This is a genomic window from Vibrio sp. FF266 (assembly GCF_041439695.1).
GTDB lineage: Bacteria > Pseudomonadota > Gammaproteobacteria > Enterobacterales > Vibrionaceae > Vibrio > Vibrio tasmaniensis_A.
In genome coordinates, this window is the sequence record NZ_JBGOOO010000007.1 from 44,086 (window position 1) to 64,210 (window position 20,125).

Genomic DNA, 20,125 nt, shown 5'->3' on the forward strand with positions numbered 1-20,125 from the left:
TCGAACGACAAACAATAGAAGACAACTAGGAGTTACTACGTGGCTAATACACTTTATGACCGTACTATTGCTTTCGCTGGAATTTGCCAAGCTGTGGCTTTGGTTCAACAAGTAGCGAAAGACGGCCATTGTGATAAAGATGCCTTCGAAGCTTCACTCAGTGCCATTTTAAATACCAATCCAGCGAACACCGTGGGTGTCTTTGGACGTGAAGCGAACCTAAAGCTTGGCCTTAAGTGCTTAGTAAAAGGTATCGATAGTACTCCCGCTGGTAGCGATATTACTCGCTACATCATCAGCTTGATGGCACTTGAGCGTAAGCTATCTTCTCGTAACGACTCTATGTCTCAGCTTGGCGACCGTATTCAAACTGCAGAACGTCAAACTGAACACTTTGATCTGTTTGACGAGCAAATGATCAGCAACCTAGCCAGTATCTACCTTGATGTTGTGAGCCCTATCGGCCCGCGTATTCAGGTTTCTGGTACGCCAGCTGTACTTCAACAGACGTCGAGCCAGCATAAGGTTCGTGCCCTGCTGTTATCAGGAATTCGAAGCGCTGTGTTATGGCGTCAAGTTGGCGGTAAACGTCGCCACCTTATCTTCGGTCGCAAGAAGATGATCGAGCAGGCTCAAATCCTGCTAGCTCGCATGTGATTTATTAGCTCGCGCCTCGTCGCGAGCTTGTTTTTTGTACCAACACAACTCTCACGCAAACGATTGCGCAATATGCGTGACAATTGAGATTGTTACTGGTATAAACCTCTCAAAATTTAGAAAATTCAATTCAGGAGAACACCATGGAACTGTCAGCATTGACTGCTGTTTCACCAGTAGACGGCCGTTACGGAAGCAAGACTGTTGCATTACGCAGCATCTTTAGTGAGTTTGGCCTACTAAAGTACCGCTCTATCGTTGAAGTTCGTTGGTTACAAAAGCTTGCAGCTACAGATGCAATCAAAGAAGTACCAGCGTTCAGTGCAGAAGCTAACCAGTTTCTTGATGAACTAGCTGCTAACTTCAGTGAAGAAGATGCTCTACGTATCAAAGAGATCGAGCGCACGACTAACCACGACGTTAAAGCGGTTGAGTACTTCTTGAAAGAGAAAGTTGCTGGCGCTCCTGAACTTCACGCTGTAAACGAATTTATTCACTTTGCATGTACTTCTGAAGACATCAACAACACATCTCACGCGCTTATGCTTAAAGAAGCTCGTGACACAGTGATTCTTCCAGAAATCCGTAACGTAATTGATGCTATCAAAGCGCTTGCGAACGAGTACCGTGACATTCCATTACTGTCTCGTACGCACGGTCAGCCTGCTTCTCCTTCTACTATGGGTAAAGAGATGGCTAACGTTGCGTACCGTATGGAACGTCAATACAAGCAAATCGAAAACGTTGAGATCCTAGCGAAAATCAACGGTGCTGTAGGTAACTACAACGCACACCTTTCTGCATACCCAGAAGTTGAATGGCACCAGTTCAGCGAAGAGTTCATCACTGAATCTCTTGGCGTAACTTGGAACCCGTACACAACTCAAATCGAACCTCACGATTACATCGCTGAGCTTTTTGATGCAGTTGCACGTTTCAACACTATCCTTCTAGACTTCGACCGTGACGTTTGGGGCTACATCGCTCTTGGTCACTTCAAGCAGAAGACTATTGCTGGCGAAATCGGTTCTTCTACAATGCCGCATAAAGTTAACCCAATTGACTTCGAAAACTCTGAAGGCAACCTTGGTCTAGCAAACGCAGTATTCAGCCACCTTGCACAAAAACTTCCAGTTTCTCGCTGGCAGCGTGACCTTACTGACTCTACGGTTCTTCGTAACCTAGGTGTTGGTGTTGGCTACGCTATCATTGCATACACTTCGACTCTGAAAGGTATTAGTAAGCTAGAAGTTAACCGTGAAGCGCTACTTGCTGAACTAGACAAGAACTGGGAAGTACTAGCAGAACCAGTACAAACAGTAATGCGCCGTTACGGCATCGAGAAGCCATACGAGAAGCTAAAAGAGCTAACTCGTGGTAAACGTGTAGATGGCGAAGGCATGCGTGCATTCATCGACGGCCTTGAAATCCCTGCAGACGAGAAAGTTCGTCTGAAAGAGATGACTCCAGCGAACTACATCGGTCAAGCTATCGAGCTAACTGACAAGCTGTAAGATTCGAATTTCGAATCACAGAATAGACTAAGGCTTCCCATGTGGAAGCCTTTTTGTTGAGCGGAAGAAAGTGCACTGAGCAAGAGCTGTAATCAAAAGAACATAGCCCCCCTCCTAATTACCCTATACATGTCAGTCCGTGCGATATCAACCAATAAATATCGCAACGCTTCATCACTAGTAACCCTCTATCACCAGACACATATCCCTCGGATACTTACTGTCTTGAACACCAAAATCAAAAAAGGCCTCCCGAAGGAAGCCTTTAAAAGGTCTCTTGTCGACTAGCGACTGAGAATTACGTAGCGATTACATGTTACGTAGAGATGCAATACGCTTGTCTAGTGGTGGGTGGCTCATCAGAAGCTCAGTAAGCGATTTCTTGCCGTTGATACCAAATGCCATCATAGAACCTTCTAGTTGTGGCTCATGGCTCACCTTAAGACGTTCTAGTGCTGCTATCATCTTCTCTTTACCTACTAAGTGCGCAGCACCTGCATCGGCATGGAATTCACGATGACGGCTGTACCACATCGTAATGAAGCTTGCTAAGAAACCAAATACTAATTCCAGCACCATAGACACACCAAAGTACACCATCATGTTGCTGCCACCCTCTTCTTCGTTGTCATTCGACGCAACAATGTTGGCGATGAAACGAGATAGGAAGATAACGAACGTGTTCACCACGCCCTGCATTAGCGTCATGGTCACCATATCACCGTTCGCGATGTGACTCACTTCATGCGCTAACACTGCTTCAGCTTCATCACGCGTCATGTTGTGTAGCAGACCCGTAGAGACTGCTACTAATGAATCATTACGCTTAGCGCCCGTCGCAAACGCGTTGATGTCTGGCGAATCGTAAATCGCCACCGTTGGCATACCAATACCAACTTGTTGAGACTGACGGCTTACTGTCTCCATCAACCAATGTTCGGTTTCGTTACGTGGACTTTCAATGACCATACCGCCTACCGATCGTAGCGCCATTTTCTTTGACATCATCAATGAAATGAATGAGCCACCAAAGCCAAATACTGCAGCCATCACCAATAAGCCTGATAGGCTACCAGGTTGCATACCTGTAACTGCGTATACAATATTAAGAACAACACTTAGTACCAATACAACCGCTAGGTTGGTTGCAAGGAACAACATTACTCGCTTCATTACTTATCTCCGCATGAAAGCTGTTTTTATAAAACTTATTATTATAGACAAGGCAGACAGCAATTTATTCCAACCTTGAAGACTTATACTTACTTATACATATAGTCTTAGATTAAGAAAACAAGGTTAAGCATTAAATTGCAACATTTGATTACGAGACCATATTCGAATCACCTCCAGTCTATTAGACCTAAGTCGTATGGTGTCGGTATAACAATCCGTTTACAGTGGCTTCAGATGATTTATTGGCTAGTCCATGTACAAAAAGGGAAGAATCATGGTTGAAGGTACTAACACTCAAATGGCTATCGATTTACTGTGCTGTCACCTAGGGATTACTGAAGAAGAAGCAAAAAAGCAGATTGGGATCCTAACACCGCAAACGGCACAGACAAAAATCACAGAAACACAGCAAGCACTAATGGGACTTACAAAAGAACACTAACCCATAGCGACTTGTTCAAAGGCCAGTTGTTTATAAACTCATGGCCAAAAGGCTTAACATAGCAAAAGGGCTGCAATCGCAGCCCTTTTCTTGTTTAACGTATAACTCGAAGTTTAAAGGTCGAGCAATGGCTGTATATCAATATACTTACCAATGTTCTTAGACTTTGCTCTTGGCACATACGGAATTTCACCTAACTTCGGTGCACCTAGCTTATCTTCAAGCATCGCTATAATTTCAGCGTAATGTTCAGTACCTGGGTTAATGCGGTTTGCAACCCAACCCACTAGGTTCAGTCCATCAGCACGAATTACTTCTGCGGTTAGCAGTGCATGACTCAAACAGCCAAGCTTAATACCGACCGTCAATACCACTGGCAGCTGCTCTTTTTTGACCCAGCTAGACAAATATTCTTCATCAGAAACCGGTACACGCCAACCACCAGCACCTTCAACTAACACGATGTCAGAGTTTCGCTTATGCTCTGCCAACTTAGCTGATAATACGGTTTCATCAATCACGACACCATCATGCTTTGCTGCAATGTGTGGTGATGATGGTAGCAACAACGCATACGGGTTAACGTCTTCGTAGGCGATATCTTGCGTCGCAGCTTCTTGAAGATGCAGTGCATCACTATTACGTAATCCCTCAGGGGATTGTTCACACCCTGCGGCAACTGGCTTGTAGCCTATTGTTGATAACTCTTGTGCGGCTAAAGCTTGAAGAATCGCTTTTGAAACCACAGTTTTTCCCACTTCGGTATCCGTACCTGCAATGAATAATGCATCAATCATAATTGAATAACCCCTAAACAAACTTGATATGTTGCTGGTAAGAAACCTTGATGGTTTTTAAACTCTCTATATTCCCGCTCAACAAGCCGCAACATTCGGCGACTTGTTAAACCTTGTGAGCGACCACTTACGTGATTAGCGCCGATACCTTTAAGGTCGCGCATCAGTTCAAACGCAGTGTCGTACCAAACGGTGATGGTGGGCAAGTCTAGTTGATGAGCAGTACAGCTAGATTGCGCTAACGCAATTTTTACCTGATTGATTGTAATAAAATGGTTAACGTGTTGATGTGCGTCAATTTTGGACCACGACTTTTTCAGTTCAAACAGTGATCCATCAAGCAAAGTTGAGAAAATAACACGTCCACCAACCGCTGTAACACGCTTCATCTCTCTCAAAGGCGACGACAAGTCGTCACACCATTGCAACGCAAGGCTAGAGAAAACGATGTCAAAGTGCCCGTCTTCAAACGGTAATTGCTCGGCATCGGCTTGTTGATATGAAGAGACTGATACACCACAGCGCTGTTTTGCTTCGTCCAACATTCCATTGGAAAGGTCAGCACATACCACTGCAGCACCTCGCTTAACTAACTGTTCAGAGAAATACCCTGTACCACAACCTAGATCGAGCACCTTTAACCCAGAGAGGTCACTCGGTAGCTTATCCAATAGTCGGTGGCCTACATCGCGCTGAAACTCAGCGTGTTTGTCATAGGTTGCAGCTGCTTTGCCGAAGGCTTCAGCAATCGCACTCTTATCTTGGCTTACGTAATTATGCACTACTGCTTCTTGTGACATTTACTGAGCCTCTTTCTTTAATTCAAAGCTTGATTCTATGCTTGGTTTGCTTCCAGAGTCGTTGCTTCGCTCTATTGCTTGAAGCAACGAGTCAGTTAACTGAAGAATCTGTTCCTGACTATGGTTCGCCGTTAAGGTAATACGCAAACGAGCAGTCCCAATAGGCACCGTTGGTGGCCTTATTGCCGTTACCCAAACTTGATTGCGCTTTAACTCTTCAGCAATAGATAGTGCAGCTTGGGCTTCGCCGATTAAAAATGGCTTGATCGGCGTCTGAGTATCAATAAAGCCTTTCACGCCACTCATCTGCTCAGCATAAAGGGCGCCAAGTTCTGTCAACTTCTCACGACGCCACTCTTGCGTCTGAATCATCTGACACGCATGAGATAAAGCCACCGCTTGTGAAGGTGGCATCGCCGTCGAATACACATGATGCCGAGCAAACTGAGTTAAGTAATCACCCACTTCTGACGAACAAAGAATCGCAGCACCAGAAAGGCCAAATGCTTTACCAAAGGTCACCACCAAAATATCGGGGGAGATTTGTGCCGCACTGCAGCTCCCTGCCCCTTTATCACCTAATACGCCGATACCGTGGGCATCATCAACCACCAACCAACTGTCGTATTGATGAGTTAGGTTAGATATCCGGCTGAGAGGCGCTTGATCGCCATCCATGCTGAACACACCTTCAGTCACGACCAAGGATTGTGGAGTGCGACTCAATAGCGACTCTAAATGTTGCGTGTCGTTGTGCTTAAAGCGTTTCATGGTTGCAGGTGAAAGCATCCCCGCTTCCATCAATGAGGCGTGGTTAAGTTTGTCTTGCAACAGAGAGTCGTCTTTATCGAGCAGAGAAAACAACAAAGCTTGATTAGCACTGAAACCAGAACTAAATAGAATGGCACGTTCAAAGCCAAGCCATTCACACAGCTGAGCCTCTAAATTTCGATGAGCAGGACTAAAACCCGTGACCAATGGCGATGCTGCACTTCCAGCACCATATTTGGAAAGTCCGGTTTGCCATGCATCGACCAGTTCAGGATCGTTTGCCAAGCCTAGGTAATCATTACTCGAAAAGTTAATAAAGCGAGAACCTTCACTATTGAGCAAAGGGCTATTGCTGTTTTCGAGCACCTTAAGTTGACGAGTTAACCCTTGCTCACGGCGATGAGCAAGGGCACTTTTGATGCGAGATTTAAACAGTGGCATCGTAGAACATGTCATCTTTCGTTGGACGAGCAGCAACGCGCTCCACCACTTGATCTAACAGTTCATTTTCTTGAATTTCGTCTGGCTTCTGAGCCACCTGTTGGCTGTTGATACCTAACTTCTTAAACAGCTGCATGTCCGTGTCTTCATCTGGGTTTGGCGTAGTCAGTAGCTTACAGCCGTAGAAGATAGAATTCGCACCCGCCATGAAACACATCGCCTGCATCTGTTCGTTCATGTTCTCACGGCCTGCTGATAAACGAACCGCAGACATTGGCATCATGATACGAGCAATCGCTATCAGTTTGACGAAGTCGAAAGACTCAACATCATCGACGTTTTCCATCGGTGTGCCTTTGACTTTTACGAGCATGTTGATTGGTACACTTTCTGGGTGAACAGGAAGGTTCGCAAGCTCTACCAGCAGGCCTGCACGGTCATTAGTACTTTCGCCCATACCAATAATACCACCAGAACAGATCTTCATACCGGCATCACGCACATGAGATAGCGTATCTAAACGGTCTTGGTAAGTACGAGTGGTGATAATGCTTCCGTAGAACTCCGGAGACGTATCAAGGTTATGGTTGTAGTAATCCAAACCTGCGTCCGCTAACTCACCTGCTTGATCAGGCGTTAACATGCCTAGTGTCATACATGTTTCTAGGCCCATGCCTTTCACACCTTTGATCATGTCAGTTAGGTGAGGCATATCGCGTTCTTTCGGGTTTTTCCATGCGGCGCCCATACAGAAGCGAGTCGAGCCCGCGTTCTTAGCTTTTTGCGCCGCATCCAAAACACGCTCGACTTCCATTAAGCGTTCTTTGTCGACATCCGTTCGGTAGTGAGCACTCTGAGGGCAGTACTTACAATCTTCAGGACAAGCACCTGTCTTAATCGATAACAGTGTACTCACCTGCACGTGGTTGTGCTCTTGGTACTGTCTATGAACCACTTGAGCTTCAAACATTAAATCCATAAACGGTTTTTCAAGCAGTGCTCTTACTTCAGCAACTGTCCAGTCATGACGAACTTCCACGTGTCGATCCTTTTTTATTATTTGATGTTACATCTCTATCAATAGAGATTGTATTTATGCTTGGATAGTCTACCGACAAGCTTTAGACTGTCAACACATTGATAATATCAAAAGTTTACATCTGGTTACTTTTTAACCACACCAAGAATGGAAGTTACTATGGATCTCGCCTTTGACCGCCAGCATATCTGGCATCCTTATACATCAACGTTGACACCTCTGACCTGCTACCCAGTCACTAACGCAGACGGCGTTTACCTAGAATTAGAGGGCGGAAAACGAATTATTGATGGTATGTCCTCTTGGTGGTCAACCATCCACGGCTACAATCATCCAGAGCTCAATGCTGCAGCTCACAGCCAAATCGATAAGGTTTCGCATGTTATGTTTGGAGGTATCACCCACCAGCCTGCTATCGATTTATGTAAGAAACTTTTGAACCTAGCACCAAATAATCTCGAGCACGTATTCTTGGCTGATTCAGGTTCAGTAGCCGTAGAGGTTAGCCTCAAGATGGCACTGCAATATTGGCACGCTAAAGGACAACCTCGTTCAAAGTTCCTCACACTAAGAGATGGTTACCACGGTGATACCTTTGCGGCAATGTCAGTGACCGATCCTGATAACTCAATGCATAGTCTCTACAAGGGATTTTTGCCTGAACACGTCTTTGCCGATTCACCAAAAACCGGCTTCTGGGATGAGTGGAACTCCAGTGACATCGATAGCTTTCGAGAAAAGCTAACGGTCCACCACAAAGAAGTGGCAGCTGTGATCTTAGAACCAATCGTTCAAGGCGCTGGCGGTATGCGCATCTACCACCCTGAATTCCTGAGACAAGTACGCTTGCTGTGTGATGAATTCAACGTCTTACTGATCTTGGATGAGATTGCGACCGGCTTTGGCCGTACAGGGAAATTGTTTGCTTGCGAACATGCCGATGTTCAACCTGATATCTTATGCGTAGGGAAGGCTTTAACTGGTGGCTACATGACGCTGTCAGCGACGCTTGCGAGTAAAGATGTCGCCGACACGGTATGTGGCGGTGAAGCCGGGTGCTTTATGCACGGGCCAACCTTCATGGGCAACCCTTTAGCTTGTGCAGTAGGTGCGGCAAGTTTGTCCATCATAGAGCAAGGTCATTGGCAAAATCAGACTCATCAGATTGAACAACTCTTTTCTGAGTTACTACCGCCTCTACTCAAGCATGCTCTTGTCAAAGGTGTTCGCTGGTTGGGCGCCATTGGCGTCGTTGAAACCCACACACCTGTCGATATGGAAACCATCCAAGCTCACTTTGTTGAACAAGGCGTTTGGATACGTCCGTTCGGGAAGTTGATTTATATGATGCCTCCTTTCATTAGCAAGGCTGAGCACATCGAACAACTTGTTTCATCTATTGATAAAGCCCTCCAACAATCTGCTTGCTTCAAACCAAGTTGATTTAACAAACATCATTTAGAAAACCTATAAGCCGCCCATAAAATACTAACGGCGGCTTATCCTTCACGTGAAAAACCAGCCAACAAACACACCCCAAGCCATTGTTTTATCTTTGATTTGAACTCGAAAAACCCCACAAATAAATTTAATCGTCTCCATAAAAACAATTAGCAAAAGAGTGTTACCTATCGGGTAAAAAGCCGTCATAAAATACGCGCCATTTTGGGACTGAATATAATGAATGACCTTCCTTATTCGAGTTCATCTCAGAATCAAATTAGCCAATATTTTTAACTCCTATTAGATAAAAATATTCGCAAAAAAAGAATCCAATTCTAGCGAAGGCTTATATCAACTTCGTAGAAACCTAACGCTTCTTGTTTTGTCGGTCGTGCAAGACATCAAGACAATCCGCAATAGCTACGTAATTCACGTCAGTAAATAATTTAAAGTAAGCATGAAATTAACCCAACTAAATGCACTTATCATTGATGACTCAACGATAGTGTTATCAACCATTCGTAACATGCTGGTTCATATTGGTTTTTCAGAACGTTTGATTGCCATTGCGAAATCGCCTCGTGTTGCAATGACCATCACGAATGACACAACTTTTGATGTCATCATTTGTGATTATAACTTTGGTAACACGATCAACGGCAAACAGCTATTTGAAGAATTAAAGCAAGCCAACAGATTAAGAGATGACGGAATATTTATTCTTGTTACAGGTGAAAATTCAGCTCTATCGATACGCCCTATCCTTGAACTACGACCTGACAACTATTTGTTAAAACCGTTTAACCGCGAAACTCTAAAGCAGCGCATCACCAGTTCCTTAAGGAAGAAGCTGATTTTACAAGACATTTATAAAGCTGAGAGAGAGAATAACTATGAAGCGGGCCTAGAGCATTGCGAAGAGCTTGCCGCGTTTCATCCCGAATACTTCGCAACAATCCAGCAATTTCGAGGGAGCTTTCTATCAAAACTAGAGCTCTACGAGGAAGCCAAGAATGTCTATCAGAAAGCGATAGATGAAGGCAGTTTTGATTGGGCTCAAGCAGGATTAGCAAACAGCCTTGCGAATTTGGGGCAGCTTAGCGAAGCACAGTCGATGATTGAAAGTTTGATCAATTCTGCACCAACCTGCACTTTGTATCGAGACCAAGCAGCTCAAGTAAACCTGATCAGCAATAAGGTTCCGGCAGCCATTGCTCACTTCAAGTTAGCGAGTAAACTAACACCAGGTAACTCTGAGAGAGAACTGGCAATCGCAAATCTATGCTTATCGGTTAATGATACTAAAACAGCGCTATTCCACTACCAAAACCATGTGCAAATCAATAAGGACACCTTTCGAGACAACCTATATATGAAGCTAAATCATATACGATTTTTGCTCTATTGCGCCTCAGATGGCATCGATAAGCAAGCAAATTTGGGTCACGTCAACTACTTAATTTCGAAGATCCCTACCGAGGCAAGATCAGGGCTTCAAACTGACTTAGCACTTATCGCAGCTCACATCGCGATGGAAGCTAACCAATATCAAAAAGCAGTCACTATACTAACCGCATTGCACGACAAGAATGACTTTGATGCCTTCCCTGTGATTTATCACCATGCATGGTTATTGGATAGGATGAGTTGTGAAAACGAGTTTAAAATTGCGGAAAACCGTTGCAGCATGTTGATAGTGAAAACAGCGAGCGAGACAGTGGTTTCAAGTCAGATAACGATGTGCACTGAGTTGAAACATCGCAACACCGCAAAAATGAACTGGCTCAAAGAGAAGAATATCGGCATCAAACTAGCAAAGTCAGACTACAAACAGGTGCTTGTGACTTACTTAGATATTCATAAACGATGTCCGATGATCAAGAACGTATGTATGAATACGATAAAACTGCTCTCTGTTATTTGGCCTGACTCAATGGGTGCAAAACAAGTGCTAACCATCATCAAGCAATGTGACGAAGTGATCACACAGCTTTATACGATTGATGAGCTGACACAAAACAACTATCAAAACTATTACCGAAAGGCGCTTCTGGCATGCAAGCAAGCAGATTTGGCCTGGAAACAAGCAAACAATACTTCCGAGGCTGCCTTCTCATATATGTAGCTTCTATTTAAACAACGTCCGCATACAAAAAAGGCTTTGCCATTACAGCAAAGCCTTTTAACAATTCTAACGAGATAGACTAATCTAAATTCGATGAACCTAAATTGGTATTAACCGATGTGCGTTACGCCGCCCATGTATGGTTGAAGTACTGTTGGGATAGCAATACGGCCATCTGCTTCTTGGTTGTTCTCAAGAATAGCAACCATAGTACGACCAACAGCAAGACCAGAACCGTTAAGTGTGTGTACAAGTTCAGGTTTCTTCTCGCCTTTACGACGGAAACGAGCTTGCATACGACGCGCTTGGAAATCCCACATGTTTGAACAAGAAGAAATTTCACGGTATGTCTCTTGTGCTGGAACCCAGACTTCTAAGTCGTAAGTTTTCGCAGAACCGAAGCCCATGTCACCCGTACATAGAATCACTTTACGGTAAGGAAGCTCTAGAAGTTGAAGTACTTTCTCAGCGTGACCAGTTAGCTCTTCAAGCGCTGCCATTGAGTCTTCTGGCTTAGTAATTTGTACTAATTCAACTTTGTCGAATTGGTGCATACGGATAAGACCACGAGTGTCACGACCGTAAGAACCCGCTTCAGAACGGAAACATGGAGTGTGAGCTGTCATCTTAAGTGGCAGTTCAGCTTCATCAGTAATCGTGTCACGAACCATGTTCGTTACCGGTACTTCCGCAGTAGGGATAAGCGATAACGTCTTAAGCGGTACATCACTTACTTGCTCAGTTAGCGGGCTTGTGTGGAACAAGTCTTCGCCGAACTTAGGAAGTTGACCAGTACCGTATAGGCTATCGTGGTTCACTAGGTACGGTACGTACATTTCTGTGTAGCCGTGCTCATCAGTGTGAAGGTCCAGCATGAACTGAGCAATAGCACGGTGTAGACGTGCGAATTTGCCTTTCATCACGATAAAACGAGAACCAGAGATTTTAACTGCGCTAGCAAAATCAAGACCGCCAGACATTTCGCCAAGATCCACGTGATCTTTCACTTCGAAGTCGTAAGTCTTAGGTTGACCCCAACGAGAAACTTCTACGTTGTCGTCTTCATCTTTACCATCTGGCACTTCTGCGTCAGGTAGGTTAGGAATTGACATTGTGATCGTTTCTAGCTCAGATTGAAGCTCAGCCAATGTTACTTTAGCTTGGTCTAGTTCTGCGCCTAAGTTGCCTACTTCTGCAAGGATACGCTCAGCTTCTTCATGGTCGCCTTTTGCTTTCGCTTGACCAATGGACTTCGATCGAGAGTTACGTAACGCTTGTAGCTCTTCAGTTTTCATCTGAAGGGACTTACGTTTTTCTTCAAGTTCACGAATTGTCTCTACATCAAGGGTGAAGCCTCGACGTGCTAATTTTGCCGCTGTTTCATCCAGCTCAGCTCGAAGTAATTTAGAATCCAGCATTGCTAATCCTATGCTTTAGTTATTTGAATATTCAGTAGATTGCTACTGAATCACTGCTAAACCCCTAAAACTGGTGCTATTTCGACCAATTTGTAACGATTTAATTGAATTTTTATGACTAGGTAACGATATCCAAAAAAGACTACTTTTCATAGCGTTTTTGTGGGCTTTTTGCGTCCAAATCCGCCAGATAATCTAGCTTCTCGCCAATTTTGGTCTCTAAGCCTCGTTTTGTTGGGAAATAGTATTGTGTTTCGCCCATTTCAGGCGGCAAATACTTTTCGCCAGCCGCGTAGGCACCTGGTTCATCATGAGCATAACGGTATTCTTGCCCGTAGCCCATGTCCTTCATCAAAGTTGTGGGTGCATTACGTAAATGATGAGGGACTTCATATTCAGGAAGGTTGTGAGCATCCGTTAAGGCTTGCTTCCAAGCCGTGTAAACAGCGTTACTCTTTGGTGCACACGCTAAATAGACAACCGCCTGAGCAATCGCACGCTCCCCTTCTGCTGGGCCAATACGTGTGAAGCAATCCCAAGCCGACATCGCAACCTGCATTGCTCTTGGGTCAGCATTACCAATATCTTCAGAAGCAATCGCTAATAAACGCCTTACGATATACAGAGGATCACAACCCGCCGCAATCATTCGCGCCGACCAATACAACGCGGCATCGGGATTAGAGCCACGAATCGACTTGTGAACGGCAGAGATTAGGTCGTACCAAATATCACCCTTATTATCGAAACGAGCAACCTTCTCACCAGCCACTTCCGCTAACAACTGCAATGTTATCGCTTTCTCGCCTTTGTCGTTGTCTTCTGCCATGTCATACAGCAGCTCAAGATAGTTGAGCGACATACGAGCATCACCGTTGACCAGTTCAGCGAGGCGATCTAATACGTTATCAGCAAAATCAGCCGACACATCACCCAAGCCACGCTGTTTATCTTCAATCGCTTGGCGAATGACGAGGGAAATATCCTCTGTATTGAGCGAAGTCAATTTGTAAACACGCGCACGCGACAACAAAGCGTTGTTCAATTCAAAAGAAGGGTTTTCTGTCGTCGCGCCAATAAACGTAACCGTGCCATCTTCGATATGAGGAAGAAAAGCATCTTGCTGGCTTTTGTTAAAGCGATGGACTTCGTCCACAAATAAAATCGTTCTACGCCCTGCTTGCTTGTTCTCACGCGCTTTTTCAATGGCGATACGAATGTCTTTTACACCCGAAGTCACTGCTGACACGCGCTCGACTTCTGCATTGGCGTAATTAGCTGCCACTTCTGCCAGCGTGGTTTTACCGGTGCCCGGAGGCCCCCATAAAATCATGGAGTGGATATGGCCCGCCTCCAACGCTCTGCGAAGGGGTTTACCTGGACCTAATATATGCTGCTGGCCGATATACTGTTCAACAGTTTCAGGTCTCATACGAGCAGCAAGGGGACGAAAATCTTCGTCCCCTGCAAAATCTAAGCTGTAATTACTCAATTGCAATCTCTTGATTCGTTGATGGCATCAATACCTATCGACTTACTACCAAACGATCTGCCAGTTTGGATCAGTTTCTTTGGTCGTCGACCTCGACACCTTCCGGCGCCACAAAAGTAAAGCGGTCAGCAGCAGGTTTACCTAAGTCAACATTGTTAAAGGTAAACTCACCTTTTTGGCCGTCTTGTTCAATCACATTAAAGCCCTGAACAATGCCTTTCTCGGTGATGTTAATCTGGAAATCGCCCTGATTAGAGTCCACAGCCGTTGGCGTTAGCGTAAATTGGTTACCCGTTTGCGCGACGTTGTAGTTGTCCCAATCGCTTTCTTGGTTACGAGTCAGCAATACAAATGGCGTTTGCGATGTGGCTTGTTCTTGCCAGTAAATGCTCACTTGTTCAATGAACGGACTGTAGTACCACAAGCTTTGACCATCAGAGACCAATAGGTTTTCATCAGGGAAAGTCGTTTCCCAACGGAACAAGCTAGGGCGTGCAATCTCTACTGTGCCCTCGCCTTCCATCACAACATCACCGTCAGGGCTGGTGACAACTTGTTTAAAGTCAGCGCTAAAACCTGCATTCAGAGACAAGCGGCTACTCAACTCTTCTTTCGGAGAAGCAAATACTGAGAAGCTCATAAATAAAAGTGCGAATACTTTTTTCATCAATAATCCTGTTAGAACATAAGTCGGTTATGTTTTGGTTTTGACCGACTGAATAGTTATGAGTTCCTATTGGAACTAATCTTTTGGTGGCGCGGGCGCCAAGACTTCTCGGTTACCGTTATGTCCTGGCGCACTGACAATACCTTGAGCTTCTAATTGCTCAACAATTCGTGCGGCACGGTTGTAGCCGATCTTAAATCGACGTTGCACACCAGAAACTGAACCACGACGTGAATGGACAACGTGTTCGACAACTTGATCAAACAGAGGATCGACTTCTTCATCGCCTTCCATTTTCTCACCTGGTAACAGTGTTTCTGGGGTTTGGTCGCCGTTCGTAATCTCTTCAATATAGTTTGGCTTACCGCGTGCTTTCCAGTTATTCACGACCGCGTGTACATCATCATCAGATGCAAATGCGCCGTGTACACGAGTTGTGTGGCTTGAACCCGGTGGCAAGTACAACATATCACCCATACCAAGTAGTGACTCAGCACCACCTTGGTCAAGAATGGTTCGAGAGTCTGTTTTGGTTGATACGGTAAAGGCTACACGTGTCGGGATATTGGCTTTAATAAGACCCGTAATAACATCAACTGAAGGACGTTGAGTTGCTAAGATCAAGTGAACCCCCGCCGCACGCGCTTTTTGTGCCAAGCGTGCAATCAGTTCTTCAACTTTCTTGCCGACTACCATGATTAAATCGGCGAATTCATCGACAACAACCACAATGTAAGGCAGTTTTTCCAACAATGGCGCTTCAGGGTCCATGCTGTCGCCCGGTTTCCACAGAGGATCATGAATTGGGTGACCCGCTTCCGCAGCCATCTTCAATTTGTCGTTGTAGCCTTTAATGTTACGAACACCAAGTGCCGACATCAGTTTATAACGACGTTCCATTTCGCCAACACACCAACGAAGGGCGTTAGACGCATCTTTCATGTCGGTAACGACTTCAGACAATAGATGTGGAATACCTTCATAGATAGACAATTCCAACATTTTCGGGTCAATCATGATGAAACGAACGTCTTCAGGCGATGCCTTGTAAAGCATACTCAAGATCATCACGTTCACACCCACCGACTTACCAGAACCGGTGGTACCTGCAACCAGTACGTGTGGCATCTTCGATAAATCAGCAATAACCGCTTCACCTGCAATATCTTGTCCTAGAACAACGGTCGTTGGTGACGTCGCTTCTTGGAACTGAGGGCTACCTACCACATCGGAGAAGAATACGGTTTGACGGCTCATGTTCGGCAATTCCAAACCAACATAAGGTTTACCCGGTATTACCTCTACGACACGCACTGCCAATGCAGAAAGTGAACGCGCTAAGTCCATAGAAAGACCAGAAATACGGCTCACTTTCACGCCAGGAGCCAGATCGAGTTCGAATCGAGTGATGACAGGGCCAGGGAAGATATCAACCACATCTGCCTTTATCTTGTAGTCCGCTAGCTTCGATTCAACAAGACGAGCAATCGCCTCTAGTGCATCGCGGTCAATAAAGGTTTCACGTTTTTCAGGGTGGAACAACAGCTCAAGTGTTGGCAATGGCTCGGCAGGTTTGGGCAAATTCACATCTTGCTGTACCAAGAACGGGTTTTGTGTCGCCGCCATATTCGCTTGCGCTTCAGATACCAAATTTTGGAATGCTGCTACATCTTGGTCTTGGTGCACAGACTCATCTTCCGTGACCTCTTCCCATGGAAGATCAACAGCCTGCTCTTGAGCTTGTTCGTTAGTTTGCTCAAACTCAGCATTACCTTGTTGGGCAGCGAAAGGCTCTTGTTGCTCAGTATTAACATCTTCAATCGATACAGGTTGGAACACTGAAGCTTGTTCATCTTGCTCTTCCGCCATATCAAACGGAGATGCTTGCACAGAAGAATCGTCTTCGATTGTTTCTTCTGTTTCATCCACTGGCGAAGCATATAAAGATTCAGGCTGAACGTCTTCTGCACCGAGTTCACCCTCGACTTCAGAGGAACTATCCGTTGCTGTTTCAGCACTATCAAAGTCACTATGAGTTGGACTAACTTCCGCTTGTTCGTTTTGCATGTATTGTTGATACGCAACCTGAGATTCATGTGCGTCAACTTGCTCTTGAGCCGCTAGATCATCTTCATACATTGCTGCATTTTCTAGCTGCTCTATCGTTGCATTCAACTGCTTCGAGCACTCAACACCCTCTTCCAAAGGCTCTTCTGGCTGTTGGTAAGTAGGAACTGCCGAGATCGACTGTTCTGGCTCAATTATAGCTTGAGGCTGAACCTGAGGTTGTTCATGAACAGAAGCATCTTGCTTAACGGCCGCTTCTATTGGCATATGAATATTATAATGGCGCTTCGGTGTTGCTGTATTGTCCAACGACTCTTCAGTCTTATCTGAAGACTCATTGGTCGCTGAGAAGCTCATCGCAGGATCTAGTAGATCATGCTCTTTTGATTCTTTGTTATCTTCTAAAGCAGGAACATCACGGTAACTCGGCTCTTGATGACGTTCTTCGATTAAATCGCGGTCTGCCGATTCTGTTAACTGAGGTTCAAGCAGCTCTTGATCTTGGCCGCGCGCCTTATTAACGGCTGACGTAAAGGATTTGATTGCACACTCGCCTAACCATTCAACAATACTTAACCAGGAAATGCCCGTTAATAGGGTAAAGCCAGCTCCCCATAAGAAAAGAAGAACCAACGTACTGCCCAGAACGTTCAGCGTTGGAAGCGCAAGACTTGTTAATACATCACCGACTACACCGCCAGATGAAAAGTACCAAATATCATCGAAGTTGATATCCGCTAAACCACAGCTAGTAAGAATAAGGACAGTCAGTCCAAGTAAACGAGTACCCCACAGCATGAAATCGATCTGCTCATCTTCATTACGTTTACGGAATAATACCCACGCAGCAACCGTCACCAAGATAGGTAAAGGATAAGCTAAAGAACCAAACACAAAGAAAAGCGTATCCGCCAACCATGCACCTACGTAGCCTCCTGCATTTTGAATATCACCACCCCAAGCCGTTTGCGACCATGATGGGTCAGCAGGGCTAAAAGTTAATAACGCAACGGCAAGTAGAATAGAGAAGAGAACACCTAGAATTAGGCTGCACTCTTTTAGACGTTGAGAACCACTTAAACGAGGAGACTGAGGCTCTTCACTCGTTTTAATGATTGTTTCTACTTTATTACTGCTCTGCTTGAACATAAACCAACTTAATAATTAAACGGGATAAAAACATCTCGAGCGGCAATAGCCGCTCGTTTCAATGAAACTACTGTTGATTTAACCATATCAAACAGAAAAACCCAATTCCAGAAAGCAAGAAAGCGGAACAAATGTCCGCTTTCTTTCATTTCACCAATTATGATTAACGAGTTTTAATCACAAGTTGATTGGTTTGTTTCACTTCTTCCATTACAACGTAAGTTCGAGTGTCGTTTACGCCTGGTAGACGAAGTAACGTATCACCCAGTAGCTTACGGTAAGCACCCATATCAGATACACGTGTTTTTAGAAGATAGTCAAAATCACCCGACACTAAATGACACTCTTGGATGTCATCCAGTTTCTGCACAGCGGTGTTGAATTGTTCGAACACATCTGGCGCACCACGGTTCAACGTAATCTCAACAAACACTAAAAGTGAAGCATCAAGGTACTGTGGGTTCAGCAATGCTGTGTACCCAGTAATGTAACCCTGACGCTCTAAACGACGAACACGCTCAAGACATGGAGTTGGAGAAAGTCCTACTCGTTTTGAGAGTTCAACGTTTGAGATACGACCGTCTTTTTGCAACTCATTAAGAATGTTGCGGTCAATACGATCTAGTTCCTTGGACGGCTTCTTATAATTGTCTGCCATTTTTTATTCCACCTTATTACTTCCTTGCAAAAAAATATACTACAACTTTTTAATATTCAGTATCAAATTTTACTTAAACATATCTATACTAGATATTAATTCGACAGAATTACCCTACACATAGATAAAACAACCAAAATAAAATGAGGAGTCAGGATGATCATTGGCGTACCTAAGGAAATCAAGAACCACGAATACCGCGTTGGTATGACCCCAGCTAGCGTGAGAGAACTAATCTCACACGGCCACCAAGTTTTTGTAGAAACCAATGCCGGTAATGGTATCGGTTTTTCAGACGATGATTACATCGCTGTAGGCGCATCCATTCTTCCTACTGCTGCTGACGTTTTCGCGAAAGCAGAAATGATTGTAAAGGTTAAAGAACCTCAAGCTGTCGAGCGAGCTATGCTTCGCGAAGGGCAAATATTATTTACCTATTTACACCTTGCACCAGATTTTCCACAAACTGAAGAGCTGATCAAGAGCAAAGCTGTCTGCGTAGCCTATGAGACTGTAACAGATAATATGGGTCGCTTGCCACTATTAGCACCAATGTCTGAAGTCGCTGGTCGCATGTCTATTCAAGCAGGTGCACAAACACTAGAGAAATCTAACGGTGGTTGTGGCCTTCTTCTTGGCGGCGTTCCTGGTGTTGAGCCAGCAAAAGTTGTTGTTGTTGGCGGCGGTGTTGTTGGTGCTAACGCAGCACGTATGGCTGTTGGCCTTCGCGCTGATGTAACCATTCTTGATCGCAACGTAGATACTCTTCGTCGTCTTGATGAAGAATTCCAAGGTCGCGCAAAAGTGGTTTATTCTACTGAAGACGCTATTGAGAAGCATGTTCTAGAAGCTGACCTAGTGATTGGTGCAGTGCTAATCCCAGGCGCAGCCGCTCCTAAACTTGTTACAAAAGATCACATCGCTAAGATGAAGCCAGGTTCAGCGGTTGTTGATGTTGCAATCGACCAAGGTGGTTGTTTTGAAACTTCACATGCAACGACTCACGCTGATCCAACTTACATCGTTGATGACGTAGTTCACTACTGTGTTGCTAACATGCCAGGTGCCGTTGCTCGTACTTCTACTTACGCACTAAACAATGCAACACTTCCTTACATTGTTAAGCTAGCGAACAAAGGCTACCGCGAAGCACTTCTATCTGATGAAGGTTTCCTAGAAGGTCTAAACGTAATCCACGGTAAAGTGACTTGTAAAGAAGTTGCAGAGAGCTTTGACCTAGAATACGTAGCGCCTGCAGAAGCAATCGCAATGTTTAACTAATGATGTAATGACTAACTGAACGCAATAACCTTCTCGTTGAAGCGTTCAATTAATTCAGACACATTAAACAAAAAGCCAGTACGACATAATGTCGCGCTGGCTTTTTTTGTATTTATCACTTTTTTGTATTTATAGCTTTATTTTGCATTCATGATTTTAGATCGCAAAAACACATACAAGTGCTGTTT

At 44.7% G+C, this 20,125-nt stretch carries 16 protein-coding genes; 6 read left to right on the forward strand and 10 right to left on the reverse strand.

The window, feature by feature from the left end:
* Nucleotides 1-39 precede the first annotated feature (39 nt).
* Nucleotides 40-657 carry a high frequency lysogenization protein HflD gene (gene hflD / locus ACED59_RS07780; RefSeq protein WP_017098155.1) on the forward strand — a complete coding sequence of 206 codons (618 nt, stop codon included), beginning with the start codon at nucleotides 40-42 and terminating at the stop codon, nucleotides 655-657.
* Nucleotides 658-800: 143 nt separating this feature from the next.
* On the forward strand, nucleotides 801-2,171 hold the full coding sequence (gene purB, locus ACED59_RS07785; protein ID WP_017098154.1) for an adenylosuccinate lyase: 1,371 nt from the start codon (nucleotides 801-803) through the stop codon (nucleotides 2,169-2,171).
* Between the two features lie 309 nt (nucleotides 2,172-2,480).
* Here purB and htpX read toward each other — a convergent pair whose 3' ends face one another.
* Nucleotides 2,481-3,344 carry a protease HtpX gene (htpX, locus tag ACED59_RS07790; protein WP_017098153.1) on the reverse strand — a complete coding sequence of 288 codons (864 nt, stop codon included), beginning with the start codon at nucleotides 3,342-3,344 and terminating at the stop codon, nucleotides 2,481-2,483.
* 277 nt (nucleotides 3,345-3,621) lie between these two features.
* Here htpX and ACED59_RS07795 point away from each other — a divergent pair, with 277 nt between their 5' ends.
* Nucleotides 3,622-3,789, forward strand: a complete 168-nt coding sequence (locus ACED59_RS07795; protein ID WP_017078977.1) for a hypothetical protein — start codon at nucleotides 3,622-3,624, stop codon at nucleotides 3,787-3,789.
* Nucleotides 3,790-3,902: 113 nt separating this feature from the next.
* Here the strand turns inward: ACED59_RS07795 and bioD are convergent, their stop codons facing one another.
* From bioD to bioB, 4 genes are read right to left on the reverse strand one after another with little or no spacing between them, the layout of a single operon-like run.
* Nucleotides 3,903-4,586, reverse strand: a complete 684-nt coding sequence (bioD, locus tag ACED59_RS07800) for a dethiobiotin synthase (protein ID WP_029223965.1) — start codon at nucleotides 4,584-4,586, stop codon at nucleotides 3,903-3,905.
* Nucleotides 4,583-5,386 carry a malonyl-ACP O-methyltransferase BioC gene (bioC, locus tag ACED59_RS07805; RefSeq protein WP_017098151.1) on the reverse strand — a complete coding sequence of 268 codons (804 nt, stop codon included), beginning with the start codon at nucleotides 5,384-5,386 and terminating at the stop codon, nucleotides 4,583-4,585. The genes bioD and bioC overlap by 4 nt, the downstream gene beginning before the upstream one ends.
* Nucleotides 5,387-6,598 carry an 8-amino-7-oxononanoate synthase gene (gene bioF, locus ACED59_RS07810; RefSeq protein WP_029223964.1) on the reverse strand — a complete coding sequence of 404 codons (1,212 nt, stop codon included), beginning with the start codon at nucleotides 6,596-6,598 and terminating at the stop codon, nucleotides 5,387-5,389.
* On the reverse strand, nucleotides 6,585-7,637 hold the full coding sequence (bioB, locus tag ACED59_RS07815; protein ID WP_009848820.1) for a biotin synthase BioB: 1,053 nt from the start codon (nucleotides 7,635-7,637) through the stop codon (nucleotides 6,585-6,587). Before bioB ends, bioF begins: the two co-directional genes overlap by 14 nt.
* A gap of 159 nt (nucleotides 7,638-7,796) precedes the next feature.
* On the opposite strand from bioB, the gene bioA reads away from it, so the two are divergent.
* Nucleotides 7,797-9,080 carry an adenosylmethionine--8-amino-7-oxononanoate transaminase gene (gene bioA / locus ACED59_RS07820; protein ID WP_017098149.1) on the forward strand — a complete coding sequence of 428 codons (1,284 nt, stop codon included), beginning with the start codon at nucleotides 7,797-7,799 and terminating at the stop codon, nucleotides 9,078-9,080.
* Nucleotides 9,081-9,537: 457 nt separating this feature from the next.
* A complete protein-coding gene (locus ACED59_RS07825) occupies nucleotides 9,538-11,205 on the forward strand; it encodes a response regulator (RefSeq protein ID WP_371704874.1) in 1,668 nt (555 codons plus the stop codon).
* Between the two features lie 110 nt (nucleotides 11,206-11,315).
* Here ACED59_RS07825 and serS read toward each other — a convergent pair whose 3' ends face one another.
* The 5 genes from serS to lrp all read right to left on the reverse strand — a co-directional run bounded on the left by serS (nucleotide 11,316) and on the right by lrp (nucleotide 18,656).
* Nucleotides 11,316-12,623 (reverse strand): serine--tRNA ligase, encoded by a 1,308-nt coding sequence (serS, locus tag ACED59_RS07830; protein WP_004734554.1) that lies wholly within the window; start codon nucleotides 12,621-12,623, stop codon nucleotides 11,316-11,318.
* A gap of 142 nt (nucleotides 12,624-12,765) precedes the next feature.
* Nucleotides 12,766-14,121 carry a replication-associated recombination protein A gene (locus tag ACED59_RS07835; protein ID WP_017098146.1) on the reverse strand — a complete coding sequence of 452 codons (1,356 nt, stop codon included), beginning with the start codon at nucleotides 14,119-14,121 and terminating at the stop codon, nucleotides 12,766-12,768.
* A gap of 64 nt (nucleotides 14,122-14,185) precedes the next feature.
* On the reverse strand, nucleotides 14,186-14,782 hold the full coding sequence (gene lolA, locus ACED59_RS07840) for an outer membrane lipoprotein chaperone LolA (protein WP_029222615.1): 597 nt from the start codon (nucleotides 14,780-14,782) through the stop codon (nucleotides 14,186-14,188).
* A 75-nt stretch (nucleotides 14,783-14,857) separates the two neighbouring features.
* A complete protein-coding gene (locus ACED59_RS07845; protein WP_371704875.1) occupies nucleotides 14,858-17,998 on the reverse strand; it encodes a DNA translocase FtsK 4TM domain-containing protein in 3,141 nt (1,046 codons plus the stop codon).
* A 163-nt stretch (nucleotides 17,999-18,161) separates the two neighbouring features.
* The gene (lrp, locus tag ACED59_RS07850; protein ID WP_004734558.1) at nucleotides 18,162-18,656 is read right to left on the reverse strand and encodes a leucine-responsive transcriptional regulator Lrp; all 495 of its coding nucleotides are present in this window, start codon (nucleotides 18,654-18,656) and stop codon (nucleotides 18,162-18,164) included.
* 156 nt (nucleotides 18,657-18,812) lie between these two features.
* Between lrp and ald the strand changes: the two genes are divergently transcribed.
* A complete protein-coding gene (ald, locus tag ACED59_RS07855) occupies nucleotides 18,813-19,937 on the forward strand; it encodes an alanine dehydrogenase (protein ID WP_012604392.1) in 1,125 nt (374 codons plus the stop codon).
* Nucleotides 19,938-20,125: the final 188 nt, after the last annotated feature.